16 protein-coding genes are annotated in these 19,830 nt (G+C 58.6%); 1 reads left to right on the forward strand and 15 read right to left on the reverse strand.

What is annotated here, in order from left to right:
* Positions 1–10: 10 nt before the first annotated feature.
* The 3 genes from CDA56_RS04495 to CDA56_RS04505 are packed head-to-tail and all read right to left on the reverse strand — an operon-like array spanning position 11 to position 4,928.
* On the reverse strand, positions 11–1,135 hold the full coding sequence (locus CDA56_RS04495; protein WP_102804054.1) for an ABC transporter permease: 1,125 nt from the start codon (positions 1,133–1,135) through the stop codon (positions 11–13).
* Complete coding sequence (gene rbbA, locus CDA56_RS04500; protein ID WP_025108467.1) at positions 1,135–3,864, reverse strand: ribosome-associated ATPase/putative transporter RbbA; 2,730 nt, start codon at positions 3,862–3,864, stop codon at positions 1,135–1,137. Before rbbA ends, CDA56_RS04495 begins: the two co-directional genes overlap by 1 nt.
* A complete protein-coding gene (locus CDA56_RS04505; protein ID WP_004098195.1) occupies positions 3,861–4,928 on the reverse strand; it encodes an HlyD family secretion protein in 1,068 nt (355 codons plus the stop codon). Before CDA56_RS04505 ends, rbbA begins: the two co-directional genes overlap by 4 nt.
* Positions 4,929–5,461: 533 nt before the next feature.
* On the opposite strand from CDA56_RS04505, the gene CDA56_RS04510 reads away from it, so the two are divergent.
* Entirely contained in the window at positions 5,462–6,859 is a 1,398-nt protein-coding gene (locus CDA56_RS04510; protein WP_009652888.1) for a diguanylate cyclase, read from the forward strand.
* 404 nt (positions 6,860–7,263) lie between these two features.
* Here CDA56_RS04510 and trpS read toward each other — a convergent pair whose 3' ends face one another.
* From trpS to CDA56_RS04570, 12 genes are all read right to left on the reverse strand, one after another.
* Positions 7,264–8,271, reverse strand: a complete 1,008-nt coding sequence (gene trpS / locus CDA56_RS04515) for a tryptophan--tRNA ligase (RefSeq protein ID WP_014227742.1) — start codon at positions 8,269–8,271, stop codon at positions 7,264–7,266.
* A 206-nt stretch (positions 8,272–8,477) separates the two neighbouring features.
* Positions 8,478–9,734, reverse strand: coding sequence for a tryptophan permease (gene mtr, locus CDA56_RS04520; RefSeq protein WP_004098211.1), 1,257 nt, complete (start codon positions 9,732–9,734; stop codon positions 8,478–8,480).
* 138 nt (positions 9,735–9,872) lie between these two features.
* Complete coding sequence (tnaA, locus tag CDA56_RS04525; protein ID WP_004128455.1) at positions 9,873–11,261, reverse strand: tryptophanase; 1,389 nt, start codon at positions 11,259–11,261, stop codon at positions 9,873–9,875.
* A gap of 124 nt (positions 11,262–11,385) precedes the next feature.
* Complete coding sequence (tnaC, locus tag CDA56_RS04530; RefSeq protein WP_004098218.1) at positions 11,386–11,481, reverse strand: tryptophanase leader peptide; 96 nt, start codon at positions 11,479–11,481, stop codon at positions 11,386–11,388.
* Positions 11,482–11,722: 241 nt separating this feature from the next.
* Positions 11,723–12,052: a DMT family transporter gene (locus CDA56_RS04535; RefSeq protein ID WP_102804055.1), complete on the reverse strand. Its 330-nt coding sequence runs from the start codon at positions 12,050–12,052 to the stop codon at positions 11,723–11,725.
* 17 nt (positions 12,053–12,069) lie between these two features.
* Positions 12,070–12,483: a DMT family transporter gene (locus CDA56_RS04540; protein ID WP_014227744.1), complete on the reverse strand. Its 414-nt coding sequence runs from the start codon at positions 12,481–12,483 to the stop codon at positions 12,070–12,072.
* A gap of 19 nt (positions 12,484–12,502) precedes the next feature.
* Positions 12,503–13,189 (reverse strand): hypothetical protein, encoded by a 687-nt coding sequence (locus CDA56_RS04545; protein ID WP_049078876.1) that lies wholly within the window; start codon positions 13,187–13,189, stop codon positions 12,503–12,505.
* A gap of 12 nt (positions 13,190–13,201) precedes the next feature.
* Positions 13,202–13,822: a phosphate propanoyltransferase gene (locus CDA56_RS04550; RefSeq protein ID WP_102804056.1), complete on the reverse strand. Its 621-nt coding sequence runs from the start codon at positions 13,820–13,822 to the stop codon at positions 13,202–13,204.
* On the reverse strand, positions 13,819–14,241 hold the full coding sequence (locus tag CDA56_RS04555; protein WP_004098223.1) for a BMC domain-containing protein: 423 nt from the start codon (positions 14,239–14,241) through the stop codon (positions 13,819–13,821). The genes CDA56_RS04550 and CDA56_RS04555 overlap by 4 nt, the downstream gene beginning before the upstream one ends.
* Positions 14,242–14,253: 12 nt before the next feature.
* Entirely contained in the window at positions 14,254–15,201 is a 948-nt protein-coding gene (gene cutD / locus CDA56_RS04560) for a choline TMA-lyase-activating enzyme (RefSeq protein WP_014227748.1), read from the reverse strand.
* Between the two features lie 56 nt (positions 15,202–15,257).
* On the reverse strand, positions 15,258–18,644 hold the full coding sequence (cutC, locus tag CDA56_RS04565) for a choline trimethylamine-lyase (RefSeq protein WP_102804057.1): 3,387 nt from the start codon (positions 18,642–18,644) through the stop codon (positions 15,258–15,260).
* A 25-nt stretch (positions 18,645–18,669) separates the two neighbouring features.
* Positions 18,670–19,824, reverse strand: a complete 1,155-nt coding sequence (locus tag CDA56_RS04570) for a 1-propanol dehydrogenase PduQ (protein ID WP_047724629.1) — start codon at positions 19,822–19,824, stop codon at positions 18,670–18,672.
* Between the last annotated feature and the right edge of the window lie 6 nt (positions 19,825–19,830).

Genomic DNA, 19,830 nt, shown 5'->3' on the forward strand with positions numbered 1-19,830 from the left:
CGGTATTGCCTCAGGCCATTTCCCCGATCGTCTTACGAAAACGCAGTAGGGCGATAGTAAAAAACACGCCACCGATAGCCAGCAGCGTCAGAAACTGCGGCCAGACGATAGAGAAATCAGCGCCTCGATAAAGAATGGCCTGCGCCAGGCTGACAAAGTGGGTTGTCGGCATGGTGAGCATAATATCCTGTACAGCCTGCGGCATACTTTCCCGGGGCGTGGAGCCGCCGGAAAGCATCTGCAGCGGCAAAAGCACCAGAATCATCAGCAGCCCCAGCTGCGGCATGGAACGCGCCACCGTGCCCATAAAAATGCCGATTGAGGTGGTGGCAAACAGGCTCAGGGCCACCCCAAGCATAAAGAGCGGTATCGAGCCTTCTATCGGTACCTGCAGCACGCCCTGAACCATCAGGATCAGGGAGAGTCCGGAAACCACCAGCACCACCAGCCCCATTGACCATATCTTCGCCATCATGATTTCAAACGGCGTGACCGGCATAACCAGCAGGTGCTCCACGGTACCATGCTCCCGCTCGCGTATCAGCGCCGAGCCGGTCAGCACGATCGCCAGCATGGTGATATTGTTGATAATTGCCATGACGGCGCCGAAACGCTCCTGTTCCAGGTTCGGGTTAAAACGCATCCTGACGGCCAGCTCAACCGGCAGCGTGCCGTTGTCCCGGTAGCGGGCGACAAAGCTGTTCACCTCGCCGGTGACGATATTCTGGATATAGCTATTGCCGGTAAACGCCTGGCTCATTCGCGTCGCGTCGACGTTAACCTGTAGCGCGGGCTGGCGTCCGGCCAGAACGTCGCGCTGGAAATCCGGCGGAATATTGATGGCGAAAGTATAGCGTCCCGCATCCAGTCCGGCGTCCATCTCATTAGCGGTGATCAGCGCCGGCGGCAAAAACCAGGGCCGGTAAAAACCATTGATAATACGCGATGAAAGCTGCGACTTATCCATGTCGGCAATAGCGATGGGCGCCAGATGCAGCGAACCCGGCATAACGGTCGCGGAGGAGTAAACCGAGATGGTAAAAGCAAAGACAATCAACGTCAGCATCGCTTTATCGCCCAGCAGGCTGCGTAGCTCTTTCATCCCCAAATTATAAATATTGCGTAGTCCGCGCATTATCCCTCCTGTTTTTTCAACAGCCACACGCTCAGGCCCAGCACCAGCGGAACCGCGATAAGCAGCGGAATAAAGGATCCCCACAGGTCGGTCAGATTCAGCGCTTTGGAAAACGTTCCTCGCGCGATGGTCAGAAAGTGGCTGGTTGGATAAATCTGGCCAATCCAGCGCCCGGGTCCTTCCAGCGAGGCGACGGGGTCGATCATCCCGGAAAACTGCGTCGCCGGGATAAGCGTAATGATCGCGGTGCCGAAAATCGCCGCAATCTGGCTTTTCATAAAGGTTGAAATCAGCAGGCCAAGTCCGGTGGCGATAGTGACGTAGAGCAGCGCGGCGAGGGTGAGCGTCAGAAAACTCCCTTTGTGCGGTACGCCAAAAACAAAGACCGACAGCGCGCAGAGCAGGAAGAAGTTGAACATCCCCAGCACGATATACGGCACCTGTTTACCCAGCAGAAATTCGCTGCGGGTGGTTGGCGTCACGTACAGATTGATGATTGAACCAAGCTCTTTCTCGCGGACCACGCTGAGCGCGCTGAGCATCGCCGGGATCATCATCAACAGCAGCGGAATCACTGCCGGTACAATCGCCGGCAGGCTCTTCACATCCGGGTTATAGCGATAGCGGGTCTCGATGGAAATCAGTGAGGTATCGCGATTGGGGCTGGCCTGGCGGCCGGCCATCTCCTGCAGCCAGGCCAGATGCATAGCCTGCACGTAGCCGCGCACCGTCTCCGCGCGGTTCGGCATCGCGCCGTCCACCCACACGCCAATCTGCACCGGCGTTCCCCGGGCGATATCGCGGCCAAAATTAGGGGGAATTTCAATCGCTACCGCCAGCTCGCCGTTGCGCATTCTTCTGTCCAGTTCGCTATAGCTTTGCAGCGGCGGCTGTTCGATGAAGTAGCGTGAGCCGGCGATATTTTGCGACCAGCCCTGGCTGCTGACGGTCTGGTCGCGGTCGAGCACCGCAAACCGCAGATCTTCGACGTCCATACTGATCCCATAGCCCATAATAAACATCAGGATCACGGTGCCGAGCAGTGCCAGAGTCGATCGCACCGGATCGCGGCGCAGCTCAAGCGCTTCGCGGCGGCTGTAGCTAAACAGGCGCTGCAGGCTGAACGCCTGACGCGGCGCCACGCTTTCGGCTTTATGTTCCATCGCGGGAACCGGTGCAGCCTGCGCATCAGGCGGCTGCGCGGCATCCGCCGCTTCCTGTAGCCAGGCGATAAACGCCTCTTCAAGGCTGGCCGATCCGCGCTGCTCCACCAGCGCCTGCGGCGTATCGCTGGCCAGCACTTTTCCGGCATGCATCAGCGAAATGCGATCGCAGCGTTCCGCTTCATTCATAAAGTGGGTGGAGATAAAAATGGTCACCCGGTCCTGACGCGCAAGATCGACCATCAGCTGCCAGAACATGTCCCGGGCTACCGGATCGACGCCGGAGGTGGGTTCATCAAGGATTAACATTTCCGGGCGGTGGATCACCGCGACCGCCAGCGAGAGGCGCTGGCGGATACCTAGCGGCAGCGAAGCGGGCAGGGTGTCCTCAACCTCTTCCAGCATAAAGCGCTGGCTCATTTCGGCGATCCGCCCCGGGATCTCCGCATCCGGGATGTGGAACAGGCGGGCATGCAGCTCGAGGTTTTGCCGTACGGTCAGTTCGCTATAGAGGGAGAAGGCCTGCGACATATAGCCAACGCGGCGGCGGGTTTCGATATCCCTGGGGTCGACCGGCTGGCCAAACAGCCACGCCTCGCCTTCGCTGGCCGGTAGCAGCCCGGTCAGCATTTTCATGGTCGTTGATTTGCCGCAGCCGTTAGAGCCGAGGAAGCCGAAAATCTCGCCGCGGGCAATGCGAAAGTTGACGTGGTCAACGGCGACAAATTGACCGAAGCGCATCGTTAGCCCGCGCGCTTCAATCGCAATTTCGCTTTCATCGGCATTGCGCGGCGGGATGATCACCTCTTTATGCGCCAGGCGCTGGGCTTCGGGAAGCAGGGCGATAAACGCCTGTTCCAGCGTCTGACTCGCCGTGTGCGCTTTAAGCTCATCGGCGCTGCCGGTCGCCAGAACTTCCCCCGCGTTCATGGCCACCAGCCAGTCAAAGCGCTCCGCCTCCTCCATGTAAGCGGTGGCGACCAGGACGCTCATCTCCGGCTGACGCTGGCGGATGCTGTCGATCAGATCCCAAAACTGCGCCCGCGAGAGGGGATCGACGCCGGTGGTGGGTTCATCGAGGATCAGCAGCTGCGGGTCGTGAATGAGCGCGCAGCACAGGCCGAGCTTTTGCTTCATCCCCCCGGAGAGCTTTCCTGCCGGGCGGTCGCGAAACGGCGCCAGGCCGGTACTCTGGAGCAGCTCATTGATGCGGATGTCGCGTTCGGCTTTATCATGGCCGAACAGACGGGCGAAGAAATCGACGTTTTCATAGACCGACAGGGTATGGTAGAGGTTCTTCCCCAGCCCCTGGGGCATCCAGGCGATTTTCGGGCAGACGTCCTGGCGATGACGTACCTCGCTCATATCGCCGCCGAGCACCATAATGTTGCCGTGCTCAATCACGCGCGCGCCGGAGATCAGCGATAGCAGGCTGGACTTGCCCACGCCGTCGGGCCCGATCAGTCCCACCATACGGCGGGCGGGAATGCTCAGCGTAATGTCCTTCAGCGCGACGGTTGCGCCAAAGTGCTGGCTGACGTTTTCCAGGCGGGCGACGGTTTTCATTGCGGCAACCTCACCGTCAGCGCTTCAGGCCACGCCTGCTGGTTATCCAGACGAACCCAGGCCATCCCGGGCAGGCCGGTCTTCACATACTCCAGATGCTCCGCCAGCAGCTCTGGCGGAATACGGGCTTTTACGCGGAACATCAGCTTCAGCCGTTCATCGCTGGTTTCCACCGTTTTAGGCGTAAACTGCGCCACGCTGGCGACAAAACTGATATTGGCGGGGATCACCAGATTCGGCGCGGCATCGAGGATAATTCGCGCTTCGCTGCCCAGCGCCAGCAGACCCGCCTGCTCGGTAGGCAGGAAGAAGGTCATATAGACATCGGATAAGTCGACCATATTCAGCACCCGGCCGCCCGCCGCCAGCACCTCTCCCGGTTCGGCGACGCGGTACTGAATGCGGCCATCGCGCGGGGCTTTCAGCTCGCTATCGTCGATATCGGCGATAATCCGCCGTTCGGTCGCCTGGGCGGCCTCGACCCGGGTTTGCGCCTGAATGATGCTGGTGCGCGCCGCCTCAATCGCGGCCCTGGCGGCAGAGACCTGCGCTTTGGCGGATTCCAGCGCCGCCCTGGCGCTTTCTGCCGCCGCCTGGTCGTCATCCAGCTGCTGCGCGGAGACCGCGCCGCGCTGCGAGAGCGTGCTGGAGCGGACGTGACGTTTAGCCGAGGAGTTCAGCTCCGCCTGCCGCTGCTTCACCACCGCTTCCGTAGCGCGCATTTCACTTTGACGCTGGTCGAGCAGGGCTTTCGCGGCGGCAATCGCGCTCTCTGCTTCCTTGATTTGCGCGGCGGCCTCCAGCCGTTGTTCGTTGAGTACCCGGGTGTCCATACGGGCCAGCACGTCGCCCTGGCGAACAAACTGCCCCTCTTTGACCAGGATGGTGTCGATACGCCCGGCGGTTTTGGTGGCGATATCGACTTCAGTGGCTTCAATCCTGCCGTTACTGCTGGCAAAACCCTCAGGAATTCCCGGTGGGCGCAGCATCCACCATGCCGCTGCGGCAATCACCACCGCTAAACCAATAACGTATCCAACCCAACGCCGTTTGATTTTGTCCATACGCGACTCGCTTTGTTCCATAGGCTGAGTGGTGCGCGCTTCTCCTCCGCATGGCGGAGTTTCGTCTCTTCAGGGAAGGGAGAAATCGGGGATAAGGCCGACCGGCGCAGGGAGCCTGCAGCGCTGCTAACCGGTCAGAAAGAGGTGCGATCAATGTGGTCATCATCAGCAATCCTCGCCTTAAATGAAACACGCATATTTATTGCTACCGTCAATGTCATACTAACACCCGCAATGAGTATGTCCATACACAAAGCAGGGTCTTGTCGTCGGGTTAACATAAAAACAGCGAGGAGCGCGATGGAACAATATTACCCATAATGCCTATTGGGGTTAATGCTCCGGATACCGGCGCAGATAATCTTAATCGTTCTTCATTAAATCATCGTACATATAAGCTATTCCTTAGCGCTAATAACCAGAGGATATTATTCCCTGGCGACTGGCGCATTTTTAATCTGGTTGCCCCAGGAGAACTGTTGTATGATCGGCGGCCCTGAAAATACACTCACGCCGGGCGAGCGCTTTATTCAATGAAAGATGAAAGCCAAAAATATATCTCGATTATTTTTAAGGAGTGGTTGCCGCTGTACGACAGCCTGACGCCGGAAGTGAGGGCGGTACTTAAAAATATTGCCGGGCAGCAGGCGGAGGCGTTAGCGACCCGTTTTTATGATTTTATTTTCCAGGACCCGGACATTGCGCGGCACCTTAGCTATGACTTAGTTCAGGAGCGGCTCAGCAGCTCGCTGGCCGGGTGGGTGAAAGATATCCTGATGTGCGATAAGGAAAATCTGCAGGCGCTGGCGGAGCGGCAGTACCTGATCGGCAGCATCCATTCACGCATCGGTATCCCGGCAGAGGCGGTACTGCGCGGCGCGCGCCAGCTGAAAGCCGGGCTGATTGAAAATATCCGCGATAGCCAGCTCGATCGCGAGACCAGCGTTGCCGCCATCTACTACGCCATCATGGCCATTAACATGGCGGTAGAAATGATGTGCCACGCCTATACCCTGTCGCACTATCGGGCGACGAAAAATGAAGAAGCGTACCGCCTGTATAGCCTGATGGATAACGTGCCGCTGGAATATGGCAAACAGCAGGCCTCGCTCTCCGGATGGGAAAATACCGCTATTTTTAATATCGTTAGCGATAATAAAAGCGATATTAACGGAGCGTTATTATCTGATTCTGAATTTGGCCTGTGGTTCCGCCATAAATGCGTGCGTTATTTTAACAAAAATCCGCAAATGCAGGAAATCGCCGACTTAATTAGCAAGGTGGATGCGCTGTTATCCGCCTGGAAATCCTCGTCTGAGGGTTCTGAGTATAAAAACACGCAGGCTTTGCTGCAGGGGATCCATATCCATTGCCAGCAGATCGGCAGCCAGATGGGGGTGCTGTTTAGCAGCCTGTCGCAGATGCAAAGCGGTAAGGATACGCTGACCAGCCTGCTTAACCGCCGCTATCTGCCGGTTGTCCTCAAGCATGAAGTGACGCTGGCGATGGAATATGAACTGCCGATGACGGTGGCGATTATCGACATCGACCACTTTAAAGAGATCAATGATAGCTGGGGCCACATGGTCGGCGACCGGGCGATTAAGCACGTTGCGGAGCTGCTCAGCGATAATATTCGATCCAGCGATTATATCTTCCGCTACGGCGGCGAGGAGTTTCTGCTGGTGCTGGTGGAGACCGGCGCCGCGGAAGCCTTTACTATCCTTGAACGGCTGCGTAAAAAAATCAGCCAGCTGGCGTTTAGCGTTGGCGCTGACAATGAGATTTCGATTACCGCCAGCATCGGCTACGCCGTCCACACCGGTCATCCGGATTACAATCTGCTGCTGCGCGATGCCGACAGCGCGCTGTACGTCGCCAAGCGCGATGGGCGCAACTGCGTGAAGCTGCATGAAGGCGACGGCAACTAAGCTGCCGGGTCCTTCCCGGAGGCGGCGCGCTGCGCCTGTCCGGGCTACTGGATCGCAGACGGCAGTAAACCCGTAGCCCCGGTAAGGCGACAGCCGCCACCGGGGAATAAACCGCAGAATATCTTCCGATCGGGCGCCATCCCGGAGGCGGCGCGCTGCGCCTGTCCCGGCTACCTGATCGCAGACGGCAGTAAACCCGTAGCCCCGGTAAGGCGACAGCCGCCACCGGGGAATAAACCGCAGAATATCTTCCGGTCGGGCGCCATCCCGGGGGCGGCGCGCTGAGCCTGTCCCGGCTACCTGACCGCAGATGGCTGTGAACCTGTAGCCCGGGCAAGGCGCCTCAGGCGCCGCCCCCGGGAGAGATGTGGCAGCGGATTTCAGTGCGGAGAGATCGCCGCGCCTCAAAACAGCACCGGCAGCCCCAGGCCGCGTTTTACTTCATGCAGCGTCCGTTGCGTCAGTTCGTGCGCCCGCTCGCTTCCCCGGCGCAGCAGCGCCAGCAGCATGCCTTTATCCTGAATATAGGTCGCCCGGCGTTCGCGTATCGGCGCCAGCAGCTCCTGTAAGCAGGTCTCCAGCGCGTTTTTGCACTGCCTGTCGCCCAGCCCTCCGCGCCGATAGTGGGCTTTCATCTCGGCAACGAAGGTCTTATCAGCATGAAAGGCGTCGAGATAAGTGAATACCACGTTGCCTTCTGTCTGACCCGGGTCGGCGACCCGCAGGTGATTCGGGTCGGTATACATGGCGCTGACCGCACGGTGGATCTCCTCTTCGCTGGCCGAAAGGGTGAGCGTGTTCCCCAGCGATTTCGACATTTTGGCGTTGCCATCAATGCCCGGCAGGCGGCTGACGTCGCTGAGCAGCGCTTTGCAGTGCCGTAAGATCGGCGTCGTCGTCAGGCTATTCATTTTGTGCACGATCTCATTGGTCTGTTCAATCATCGGTAGCTGATCGTCGCCGACCGGCACCAGTTCGGCCTTAAAGGCGGTAATATCGGCGGCCTGGCTTATGGGATAGGCTAAAAATCCCACCGGCAGCGAGCGGGAAAATCCCTTCTGGGCGATTTCATTTTTCACCGTCGGATTGCGTTCAACCCGGGCGACGGTGACGATATTCATATACAGCGCGCTGAGTTCGGCCAGCGCCGGCAGGGCGGATTGCAGGCAAATGGTGGTCTTCTGCGGATCGATGCCGACGGCGAGATAATCGGCCATCACCTCAAGGATATTGCTGCTGATTTTTTGCGGGTTGCTGCCGTTGTCGGTCAGTCCCTGGAGATCCGCGACGAGGATAAACTGCTGGTGGTCGTGCTGGAGCAGCACGCGCTGGCGCAGGGAACCGACGTAGTGGCCGAGGTGCAGCTGGCCGGTAGGACGGTCGCCGGTCAGGATCGTTTGGCTGGTGTTCATAAGTGACTCCTTAGGATGCTATCAGGCCGAAGGGCGACACTCAGAAACAACAAAGCCGCCTTCCGGCGGCTTTGAATAGAGGAAACGTCAAATCTTGCCGCCTGTTATGCAGGCAGCCACCAACGGCGGAGGTGAGAGATGACAACGTTTCTGTTCATCTTTTTATCCTGCCACGAAAAGCCGCGGCAGTAAAAGCCCTTTTTTATTCAGCGATAAACCGGCAGCAGGTTAAAGCTGGATAAAATATGAATTATTGCGTTGGCGCCGCCGAAGCACAAAATCAGGATAATCATGGCATTGCCACCCCAGACCCGATAGTTCGGGCTGCCGAAACGCCTGCGCGAGGCGCGCGCCAGCAGGGCGGGGACGATAGCGGCCCAGACGGTGGCGGCGAGACCGGCGAAACCAATGGCGTAGATAAAACCGTTAGGCCACAGCAGCCCGCCGGCGATCGGCGGCAGAAAGGTCACCAGCGCGGTTTTAAACCGCCCCAGCCGGCTATCGTCAAACTTAAACAGATCCGCCAGATAATCAAACAGGCCAAGAGTCACGCCCAGGAACGAGCTGGCGACGGCGAAGTTGGAAAAGACCGTCAGCAGTAAGTCCAGGGTCGAACTGTTCAGCAGGCCGCTTAAGGTCTGCACCAGCACGTCGATGTTGCCGCCTTTTTCGGCGATAGCGATAAACGCCGGGCGCGGAATATTGCCCATTGTGCCGACCAGCCAGATGATATACAGCACCAGCGCCATCAGCGTGCCGAGCAGCAGGCAGCGGCGAATGATAAGCGGGTCTTTACCGTAGTACTTCATCAGACTGGGGACGTTGCCGTGATAGCCAAAGGAGGCCAGGCAGAACGGCAGCGTCATCAGGACGTAGGGGAGATAGGACGCATTGACCTCCGCGCGGTTAAACAGAATCGCGGGCTCCACGTGCCACATCAGGCCGCCGAAGGTCATAAAAAAGGTGAGGATTTTGGCGCCCAGCACGATAGTCGTCATCCGGCTTACCGCTTTCGTACTTAGCCAGACGATAAAGGCGACCACCAGCGCGAACGCCAGCCCGCCCAGGCGTGCGGGAACCGCGAGGTTCATCTGCGCAAAAGTATGCTGAATAACTGAACCGCTTGCGGAAATATAGGCGTAGGTCAGGATATATAAAACAAAGGCGACGGTCAGGCCGTTAATAATATTCCAGCCGTTTCCCAGTAAATCCTTTGTAATCGTGTCGAAGCTGGCGCCAATATGATAATTGAGATTGGCTTCGAGGATCATTAACCCGGAATGCAGCATGCAAAACCAGGTAAAAATGAGCGCCAGCAGCGACCAGAAAAACCAGGCGCCGGACATCACCACAGGTAAAGAAAACATGCCTGCGCCAATAATCGTGCCGCCGATAATCATCGCTCCGCCAATTAGCGATGGCGTATTAGTTGAGACCGCTTTTGAGACTGATAGTGTAGCCATAAGGTGCATTCCTCACGTGGCTATATATTAAATAAGGGGCTGCGGGAAAACGGCTACCCGGCGCAACCCGAATGATTGAGCTTAAAGAGATGGAATTAAATTAATGGCGCTCTCATTGCGAGAGCGCCGTGATGCGGTTTATTTCACCGGTTTCAGTCTGGCGACGAAGTGGCGCAGTACCGGTGGTTCATAGGTGAAGGTCAGGCCCTTAATCGTGGCGGCGCGCGCCTTAACGGCGATCAGCGCATCAGCGATATAGTCCATATGATCGTTGGTATAAACCCGGCGCGGAATGGTCAGGCGCAGCAGCTCCATCGGCGACGCCTTCTGTTTGCCGGTTTGCGGGTCGCGGCCCAGCAGCAGGGAGCCGATTTCCACGCTGCGGATTCCCGCTTCCAGATACAGCTCGTTGTTTAGCGCGTGCGCCGGGAACTGCTCCGGTGGGATATGCGGCAGCAGCAGCTTAGCATCGACGAACACCGCATGGCCGCCGGTCGGATACTGAATCGGAATGCCGCCTTCGCGCAGGCGTTCGCCGAGGTATTCCACCTGATTGATGCGATAAGCGAGGTAATCCTCGTTGGTCCCTTCTTCCAGGCCGATAGCCAACGCCTCCATATCGCGCCCCGCCAGGCCGCCGTAGGTGACAAAGCCCTCCATCGGCACGCAGCGGATGCGCACTTCGTTGAAGAGATCTTCGTCATCGCGGAAGCAGCAGAGTCCGCCGATATTCACCATCGGGTCTTTCTTGGCGGACATGGTCAGCATATCGCCGTACTGGTACATCTCAAGAATAATCTCTTTCACCGATTTATCGGCGTAGCCCTCTTCGCGCTGTTTAATAAACCAGGCGTTTTCGCAGAAGCGGGCGGAGTCGATCACCACCGGAATATTATTCTGGCGGGCAATCTGATACACCTCGCGCATATTCGCCAGCGATACCGGCTGGCCGCCGGAGCTGTTACAGGTGACGGTGGTAATAATCGCCGCCACGTTTTCCGCGCCGTGTTCGGCGATGGTCGCTTTCAGCAAATCAATATCAAAGTTGCCTTTCCAGTCGTACCACGAGGTGGTATCGAAGGCTTTCGGCGTCACCACGTTAATGGCTTTTGCGCCGTTGAGCTCCACGTGCGCGGCGGTGGTATCGAAGTGGAAGTTGGAAATAAACACCGGATGCGCCGACTTGCGGCGAGCAATCAGGCTCGGGAACAGAATCTGCTCCGCGCCGCGCCCCTGATGGGTGGGAATGGTATACGGATAGCCGATAATCTCTTTGACCTTTTCGCACAGATGCTGATAGTTACGCGACCCGGCGTAGGCTTCGTCGCCCATCATCAGCCCGGCCCACTGATGGTCGCTCATCGCGCCGGTGCCGGAGTCGGTCAGCAGGTCGATATACACGTCCTGGCTATTGAGCAAAAACGGGTTATAGCCCGCCTCTTCCAGCGCTTTGACGCGATCGTCAAAGGTAGTCATGCGAATGTTTTCGACCATTTTAATACGGAACGGCTCAGGGATACGTTTCATTTATTTTCTCCATGGGGATGCTGTGCCGCGTTTGTCTATTTGGCGACAAATAAAAAGCGCAACAAATAGCGACTAAACGCAGTGCTGAATTAATTTTTTTTAGGGAGTAAACAGCAGCGGAGAATTAACGAGGGAAGTCGTTGGAGATGCGGTGATCTAAATTATACCAGTCGTCCAGGCCGCCCTGGGCAATGAGGCGATAAATCGATTTTTGCGTCATGACATCGTCCTCTGTGGGTGAAGGGATGCCATAAAAATAAGGTAAAATGAGAAAATAACCACGATTAAAATCACAAAAAATAATTTATCGATAAGCGGAGTATAAAAATTTGACGCTCGTCGTCTTTTTAGCGTTATTGATTAGCAGGCAATGGTTTTTTGTTTTTTTATTACGCCAATAACGGCTTATTGAGTGAGGTTATTAGCGCCTTCACCGCAATCAATGAAGGCGCAGGCGGGACTTACATGCTGGAGAAGACGTTCATAATGATGCCGCCGGAGATGATCAGCACCATGGCGAGAATAGCCGGGATATCCGGTTTTTGCTTATAAAGGATCATTGAGCAAATCGTGACGCCGACGATACCAAAGCCGCACCACAGCGAGTAGGCGACGCCGACCGGAATGGTGCTCATCGCGCGGGTGAGGGCGAAGTAGCACAGGCCGTAGGCGCAGATCACCAGCACCGACGGCGCCAGCTTGCTGAAGCCGTTGGTCTTTTTGATCATCGACGTGCCGGTGATTTCGGAGCCGATAGACAGCGCCAGCCATAAAAATCCGAGGTTAAACATAAGCGGTTCCTTTTCTGTTAGTTGGCGACTTTTTTGTCCAGAGATGCAGCGGCCGGCTGCGCGGGCGCTTCCTCGCTCTCTTCGCTACCCATTTTGGAAAACAGGTTCATGATCACGATCCCGCTGGCGATAACCGCCATACCGATAATGGCGGCGGTGTCCGGGTGCTGGCCGTAAAACGCCATTCCCAGGGTCGACACCACGAGGATGCCGGTACCGGACCAGGTGGCGTAGGCCAGACCGACGGGAATATCCTTCACCGCGCGGGATAGCGAGTAGTAGCAGGTGCAGTACAGCAGCACCAGCAGCCCGAGCAGCAGCATTTTGCTCATCCCTTCACTGCTGCCGAACATTTTGAGGGTGGAGGTGGCTGAGGTTTCGGAAACGATAACCAGCAGCATCCATAGCCAACACTTTGTTTTTGAAGACATAAGTTAAACTCCGGGTTTACTATTTAAGGTAAGGTTCTTTTTTTCTGTTTTTTAAAAAATCGATAGCGGCATCGGTCAACTGCGCTTCAGGAGCACAGGCCAGCGCCGGATTATTCACCACGTCTGTGACAGTGAGATAACGCCGCGGGCCGCTCGCCGACGGCGCCGCCGCTTCGCGACCCGACGCCAGCTTCTCCAGCAATTCGTTCATGGTGCACAGCGCGATGCCGCATTCGGCCAGGCGGGCCAGCGTGGCCTGCATATGTCCGGCGTAAGCGCTATCAGGCTGCGCCCCGCGCAGCTGGTTAAGCTCGCTGGCGGGATCGCAGTGATAGCGCAGCGCCAGCACCGGCAGGCCGCTCAGCAGGGCATCGTGCACGCGGCGGGCAACCGGACCGTGCAGGGAACCCTTCACCAGATCCGCCGCCAGCGGGTAGTCGAGAAACGGCAGCAGCAGCGCCTTATACGAGACCGAAGGCAGCTCCTGTTGCCAGTCGGCCGCTGGCAGCGTTTTACCGATAGCCCGCCACTGCTCTCCGTCGTCAATCCCGCTATCCAGCGCCAGGTGCAGGCTCTCGCCGCAGCCGGCCAGCCGCTGGCGAATAGCGTGCCGGTAGCCCGCCGCGGCGGTCACCATCACCAGTACCGGCGGCCGCAGACGCTGGATAATGCGTTCAACCAGGTCTTCCATCTGTTGGTCGGTCATGGCGAGCCTCCGTTAGCCGATGAGCGTGACCTGCGCGCCGTTTTTCAAGCCGGCGGCGTTGGCCTCTTCGGTATCAATATGAAACTCCAGCGCGAAGTCTTCGCGTACCCGCACCACCACTTCATCAAAGGTCAGCTGGCGTTCGCCGTCGCTGCGGACGCTAACCTTCTGGCCGTTGGCGACGTTCAGCTGGCGGGCGTCCTGCGGCGACATATGGATATGCCGCCAGGCGCAGATCACCTGCGATCGCAGCTCAACGTGGCCTGCCGGGCCGATCAACAGCGCGCTGCCCGCGTTCTCCAGCTGGCCGGATTCGCGAACCGGCGCTTTGATGCCGAGGGTAAAGCAGTCGGCGCGGGAGATTTCCAGCTGCGATACCGGGCGGGTTGGGCCGAGGACGCGCACCTGGGTGAGCGAGCCCTTCGGACCGACCACGGTGACGCACTCCTGGGCCGCGAACTGCCCCGGCTGGCGCAGCGGCTTAAAGGGCGTCAGGACGTAGCCCTTGCCAAACAGCGCTTCGACGTCCTGCTGCGCCAGATGGACGTGGCGGTTAGAGATGCCGACCGGGATAGCCGGCGCAGCGTGGCCCAGGCGGGCGGCGATTTTTTCATGGAGCAGGGTGTCGATCATGCCTTCTTCCCTTTCCTCATCGCCGCGTTTTTATCTTCCGTCGGCGCAGGCGCGGCGGCGGGTTCAGTGGGTTCCCTTGTTTCTACAGCGGCGGGCGCGACGGCTTCAGCCTCAAGCGGCGCGGCAGCTTCCGCGCGCGGCGGACGGCCTTTCAGGGTGCTGAGGGCGTCCACGACGCTGCGCTCCGGACGGGCGATCGTCAGGGATTTGACCTGCGGGTCGATGAGCGCGGCGACGGCCACGCCGCGTTCGATAGCGGTGTGAATCGCGCTGATCTCCCCTTCAAAGCAGACGCTCACCAGCCCCGAACCGACTTTGCGGTAGCCAATGCAGGACACGCCTGCGCTTTTGCAGGCGGCATCCACGGCCTGAACGGCGGCAACTAACCCTCGCGTTTCAATTACGCCTAAACTTTTCATTGTCGGCTCCTGTTAATGGCGGACTAAGCGAATATCAAAATCAAACTGCGTGAAGAACGTTTCCAGCCGGTCTAACTCCTCGGCGGAATAAGTTGGGTCTCGGGTAATGGGGTAAGGCATATCGAGGCGCTCATATTTTTTGCGCCCCAGCTGGTGGTACGGCAGCATATCGATGCGGCGGATATTTCCGCGCTTCGCCAGCTTTTGTACGTAATCAATGGCCCCGGTAATGGCATCGAACGAGTCGTTATAGCCGCGAACCAGCGGCATGCGGATAATGACGTTAGCGCCGGAGTCCACCAGCCACTCCAGGTTGCGGCGAATGCCTTCGTTACCGATGCCAAATAACGCTTTATGGTGCTCGCTGTTAATTTGCTTAATATCGAATAAGAAGGTGTCGGTCACCGGCGCCAGCTTTTGATAATTGGCCAGCGGCGTGGTGCCCTGCGTTTCCACGGCGGTATTGAGCATCATCTTTTTGCATTCGCTAAAGAGCGCGACGGCAAAATCGGTCTGCAGGCTCATTTCCCCGCCGCCGATGGTGACGCCGCCGCCGGAGGAGATATAAAAGTCGTAGTCCTGCATGATGATCTCCATCAGTTCGCTGACGGTGACATCTTTGCCCATAATATCCAGCGCGTTCTGGGTGCAGATCTCTTCGCACTTGCGGCAGCCGATACAGTCTTTATTGCGGTTGACGAAATGCTTCATTTCGCCGTTTTCTTCCGCCCGATAATGAATTCCCGCCGGGCAGACGTTGACGCAGTCGCCGCAGTTAATGCATTTATCCTGTGAGAACATCACCTGAAACTGGCTATTCAGCCCTTCCGGGTTAGCGCACCACGGGCAGCGAATATTGCAGCCTTTGAAAAAAACCAGCGTGCGGATCCCATCGCCGTCATAGATCGAATATTTCTGAATATTGAATATTCGCCCGGTTAATTCTTGTTTTGCGCTCACACATACCTCCAGAAAAACGATCGGGACATCCATGTCCAAAAACGTCCGTGTCTTTATCAGAACTTCTCGATGACCGTACGGCTGATAATCTCGTCCTGAACTTCTTTGCACAGCTCAACGAAGTAGGCGCTGTAGCCCGCGACGCGGACGATCAGGTCGCGGTATTTTTCCGGCTCCTGCTGGGCTTTTTTCAGCACTTCGTTATCGACATAGCTGAACTGCATCTGGCCGTTGCCGAGAATCGACGCGGTGCGCAGCAGGGTAATCAGGCCGTGACGACCTTCCGGGGTATCCAGCAGCCCTTTGAGGAACTTGAAGTTGTGCACCATGCCGATGTTCATGGTTTCGACGTTCATCTTGCTCACCGACTTGATGACCGCCGTCGGACCCTGCTTATCCGCGCCCTGAGTCGGGCTGATGCCGTCGGAGAGCGGCATCCACGCCAGGCGACCGTTCGGCGTGGCGTTGGTCAGCTCGCCGATCGGCGTGTTGTTGGAGATGGACAGGGTGCCGTGGCTCAGGGTGGAGTAGAGCATCTTGTACTTACGGCACTCGCGCTCGGTCCACTCGGTGATATCCAGCGCATACTGATCGACGTAGTTATCGTCGTTGCCGTATTTCGGCGCGTTGAGGCAGTCGCGGCGCAGGCCTTCAAAGCCTTCGAAGTTCGCCAGCAGCGCGTCGCGCACCTGCTCGAGGGTGTATTTCTTCTCTTCAAACACCAGCTTACGAATCGCCGCCATGGAGTCGACGTAGGTCGCCAGACCGGAGAAGATCAGCCCCGGGCCGTGGTTGATCATCGCGCCGCCGGCGGCAACGTCTTTGCCTTTTTCCATGCAGCCTTCCACCAGCAGCGACATCAGCGGCTTCGGCGCCACGTCGCGGTGCACGCGTTGGCTGATGACCGTCCCGATCGCCGACAGGCGTACGATATGGGCGATCTGTTTTTTCACCGCCGCGTCGAAATCCTCGAAGGTGTGCAGGTCGCGCAGGTCGCCGGTATCCAGCCCCTGATAGCTGTCAAACAGCACCATCCGACCTCGGTTTAAAACGAACTCAATGGCGATGGGCCACTGGGTGTAGCCGGTGGAGGTCCACTGATAGATGCGGCCGGATTTCTGCGGCTCGACGCAGCCCATCAGGCAGTAGTCGCGGGCGTCTTCGAAATCGAAGCCTTTACGCAGCATCATCTTGATATGGGAGTCGTCGAAGTGGCAGGCCGGGAAGCCCATCCCCGCTTTGACGACGTCGACGATTTTTTCCATATACTTCTGCGGCGACTGGTTGTGAATACGGCAGGCCAGCGACGGCTGGTAAACCTTCACGAAGCGCACGGCGTCCATGATCAGGTAGGTCAGGTCGTTACAGGCATCGCCGCCGGAGCGCTTCTGACCGCCGACGGTCAGGTTGATAAACGGCTGATAGCCGGCGAAATATTTCGCCCCCAGCTCGCTGGACATCCACATCAGCTCGGCGCATTTGATGATAAACGCCTGCAGCAGCTCCAGCGCGGTGTCGTGAGTCAGGCGGCCTTCGCGGATATCGGCTTCAAACATCGGGTAGCAGTACTGGTCTACGCGTCCCAGGGACAGTCCGGTCTGGTTCTCTTCAATTTCAAACAGCGACTCCACGGTCCAGATGCTCTGCAGCGCTTCCTGCAGGGTTTTCGGCGGATTCGCCGGCACGTTCTGGTTCACCTCGGCGATGGTCAGCAGCTCGGCGCGACGCTGGGCGTTCTGCTCAATCGCGGCCAGTTCACGGGCGCGGGCGGCGATGCGGTGCGCGTAGTTAATCACCCCTTCGCAGGTTTCAATGGCCGCTTTGTAGTAGTAGATGCGGTCGATATCTTCCGGGTTTTCCATACTCAGGCTGGCGAGATGCGCCTCGGCGTCGGCTTTAATGCCGTTCATCCCTTTGGTAAACAGCAGCACGTCGTAGCCCGGGCAGGTGTCGCCGCCGCCGTTGATCTGGTGGTAGGAGAGGTCGCTGACGAAGGTCTCGCCGCTGAACGCCCACACCCCCGCTTCGCGGTACTGGGCTTCGCAGATTTCATCCAGCGAGCGGCCTTCCCAGAACGGCACGATCTCTTCGCGGATGGTTTTTTTATCTGCTTCGCTGATTTCAAACGGATCCTGCGGACGGGTGCTCATGGTATCGAGTTCGTCGCGCACCCAGCGCCAGGCGATATCCGGCGAGAAGGCGCCCGCGCGCGGCTTGCCGCACGGATGACCGACGATCAGCTCATCGTCCTGAATCAGAATCGGCGCGGTTTCGCAGGCGTGGCGGAAGGCTTTGGCGCGCAGCAGAATCGTCGGCATGCCGGGGTTGGCTTTGACCACTTCGGTAAAGGCCAGCGCGCGGTAGATAGAGACGCTCGGGCGCACGGTCAGGTAGTTGTTACGCAGGCGCTGCATGCGCGGGGTCAGCCCTTCTGCTGCCGGCGTCTCGCCGGCGGCGGCAAACGGGGCGGCGGAAACGTGCTGGACGCCCTTGAACAAACGCACCGGCAGATGCAGGGCGCTCAGGTTGTGCTGCGCGCTGAGGAACATGTCGGAGAGTTCGTTAATGCGCGCGTTCTCAAGGCTTGCGCCGTGCAGCAGGGCGTCGAACATCGGATAACCGTCGATCGCGCAGGCGGCGCGCACTTCGCACAGCTCCGCCAGCTTGAACCACAGCGATTCGACGATTTCATACGCCTGCTGCGGGGAGAGCGCGCCGTTGTTGATATCGTGCTGGTAGTAAGGCAACAGGGCTTTGTCGGCGCCTTCCGGGTTGACGGCGTAGCTGCCGTTATCGAGCTGGAGCGCCAGCTGGAACAGATAAAAGGCCTGGCACGCCTCTTTGAAGCTGCGCGCCGGATGCGCCGGAACGTGGTGCAGAATGGCGGCGCTGTCCAGCAGTTCCGCCCGGCGGTAAGCGTTGGTTTCCGCGGCGGCCAGCTGTTCCGCGCTGTTGGCCAGGTTTTGCGCCAGCGCCAGCAGGGCATCGCAGGCGTAGATGGCCGCGCGGCAGCCGTTGACTTCATCCATGCCGCTGCGGCTGACGGCGCTGCCCAGCGCGCGGGTTTTCTCTTCCAGCTGATGTTTTATCGCCAGTACGCCTTTTTCGACCACCAGCTTGTAATCCGGGGAGTCGAGATCGCTATTCAGGTTGAGGAACTGGAACGCGGACGGGCGACGGACGGCGCTCTCGTCGTGGAAAATCGCCCCGTGCGGTTTGCGGGTCTGGTTGCCGACGATCAGCTCGTCGGCGCTGATGCACAGCGGCAGCTGGCGCATCAGTTCATAGAAGCGGCGCGCCGGTTTGACGGCGGCGGGAACCCCGGCGATATCGCCATCAAGGGCGTTGAGCGTGGTGGCATGTTCGGTGCACAGGGTGCTTTTTTGTGAGAGTAAACGTTCTGCCAACACTTTGACGCGCGGCGTTAAGCTGTAGTGTGCCATAGGTAAGGTTCTCCAAATCTTGTTATCAGTGGCCCTGAACGGCGTTGCCGGTCCATGCCCGGCGATAGAGTTCGGTCAGTGCGTGAGCGTCCGGCGCGCGTGGGTTCGTCGGGGTACAGCTGTCGCGTAGCGCCTGGCCGACCATCTCCGCCAGCCGCTGTTCAAATTCGGCGGCAATGACGCCGGTATCACGAATGCCGGCCGGCATGCTCATTTCGTCTTTTAGCGCCTGAATGGCGACCAGCAGGCTGGCGACGCCCTGGCGGGTAGTGGCCGCGGGCAGATCCAGCAGATGGGCTAATCGGGCGTATTTGCGGGCGGCATCGGTATCGCACTGCCCGTGATAATCGGCGTTCCAGGCCACCACGTCCGCCATCAGCAGGGCGTTAGCGCGGCCGTGGGGGACGCGAAACACGCCGCCGAGCGCGTGGGCAAGGCTGTGGGTAATGCCCAGCGACGCGTTGGTGAAAGCCATGCCCGCCATACAGGAGGCGTTGTGCATCTTTTCCCGCGCCAGCAGGTCGCCACCGTTGCGCCAGCAGGTCGGCAGAAAGCGAAATACCTGCTGCACCACTTTCTCCGCCAGCGCATCGGAAAAGTCGCTGGCGGCGAGGGAGACATAGGCTTCCAGCGCGTGACACAGCACGTCCATCCCGGTATCGGCGGTGATCGCCGGCGGCACCGAGGCCACCAGCGCCGGGTCAAGAATGGCGATATCCGGCAGCAGCGACGGGTCCACCAGCACCAGCTTCTCGGCGTGGGCTTTCACCACTGAAAAGGCGGTGACCTCAGAGCCGGTGCCGCTGGTGGTGGGGATCGCCACAAAGCAGGGCGGCTCGCGGTGAGCGTCCGGACGGGTTTGCGCCAGGGCGAAAATAACCGCTTTGGCTGCATCAATCACCGAACCGCCGCCCAGCGCGATAACCAGATCCGGATAGCTGTTATCCATCCGCTTCATACCGCGCACCACGGTGGCGATATCCGGGTCGGCCACCACGTCGTCCCAGACCTGGAAAGCGATGCCGCGCGCATCGAGGATCTGCGTGACGCGATCGGCGAGGCCAAACTTAACCATCGCCTGGTCGGTGACCAGCAGCACGTTGCGGGCGGGCAGCTCGTTCAGGATGGCAAGCGCATCCTGACCAAAGCGAATCCGGGGTTTCAGCAAAAATTCACTCATTGGGTT

It is taken from the genome of Klebsiella michiganensis, from assembly GCF_002925905.1.
GTDB lineage: Bacteria > Pseudomonadota > Gammaproteobacteria > Enterobacterales > Enterobacteriaceae > Klebsiella > Klebsiella michiganensis.

Bases quoted from the DNA above. Each gene is read 5' to 3' on its own strand.
- CDA56_RS04495 (WP_102804054.1), bottom strand. From the start codon at position 1,135: ATGCGCGGACTACGCAATATTTATAATTTGGGGATGAAAGAGCTACGC.
- rbbA (WP_025108467.1), bottom strand. From the start codon at position 3,864: ATGAAAACCGTCGCCCGCCTGGAAAACGTCAGCCAGCACTTTGGCGCA.
- CDA56_RS04505 (WP_004098195.1), bottom strand. From the start codon at position 4,928: ATGGACAAAATCAAACGGCGTTGGGTTGGATACGTTATTGGTTTAGCG.
- CDA56_RS04510 (WP_009652888.1), top strand. From the start codon at position 5,462: ATGAAAGATGAAAGCCAAAAATATATCTCGATTATTTTTAAGGAGTGG.
- trpS (WP_014227742.1), bottom strand. From the start codon at position 8,271: ATGAACACCAGCCAAACGATCCTGACCGGCGACCGTCCTACCGGCCAG.
- mtr (WP_004098211.1), bottom strand. From the start codon at position 9,734: ATGGCTACACTATCAGTCTCAAAAGCGGTCTCAACTAATACGCCATCG.
- tnaA (WP_004128455.1), bottom strand. From the start codon at position 11,261: ATGAAACGTATCCCTGAGCCGTTCCGTATTAAAATGGTCGAAAACATT.
- tnaC (WP_004098218.1), bottom strand. From the start codon at position 11,481: ATGACGCAAAAATCGATTTATCGCCTCATTGCCCAGGGCGGCCTGGAC.
- CDA56_RS04535 (WP_102804055.1), bottom strand. From the start codon at position 12,052: ATGTTTAACCTCGGATTTTTATGGCTGGCGCTGTCTATCGGCTCCGAA.
- CDA56_RS04540 (WP_014227744.1), bottom strand. From the start codon at position 12,483: ATGTCTTCAAAAACAAAGTGTTGGCTATGGATGCTGCTGGTTATCGTT.
- CDA56_RS04545 (WP_049078876.1), bottom strand. From the start codon at position 13,189: ATGACCGACCAACAGATGGAAGACCTGGTTGAACGCATTATCCAGCGT.
- CDA56_RS04550 (WP_102804056.1), bottom strand. From the start codon at position 13,822: ATGATCGACACCCTGCTCCATGAAAAAATCGCCGCCCGCCTGGGCCAC.
- CDA56_RS04555 (WP_004098223.1), bottom strand. From the start codon at position 14,241: ATGAAAAGTTTAGGCGTAATTGAAACGCGAGGGTTAGTTGCCGCCGTT.
- cutC (WP_102804057.1), bottom strand. From the start codon at position 18,644: ATGGCACACTACAGCTTAACGCCGCGCGTCAAAGTGTTGGCAGAACGT.
- CDA56_RS04570 (WP_047724629.1), bottom strand. From the start codon at position 19,824: ATGAGTGAATTTTTGCTGAAACCCCGGATTCGCTTTGGTCAGGATGCG.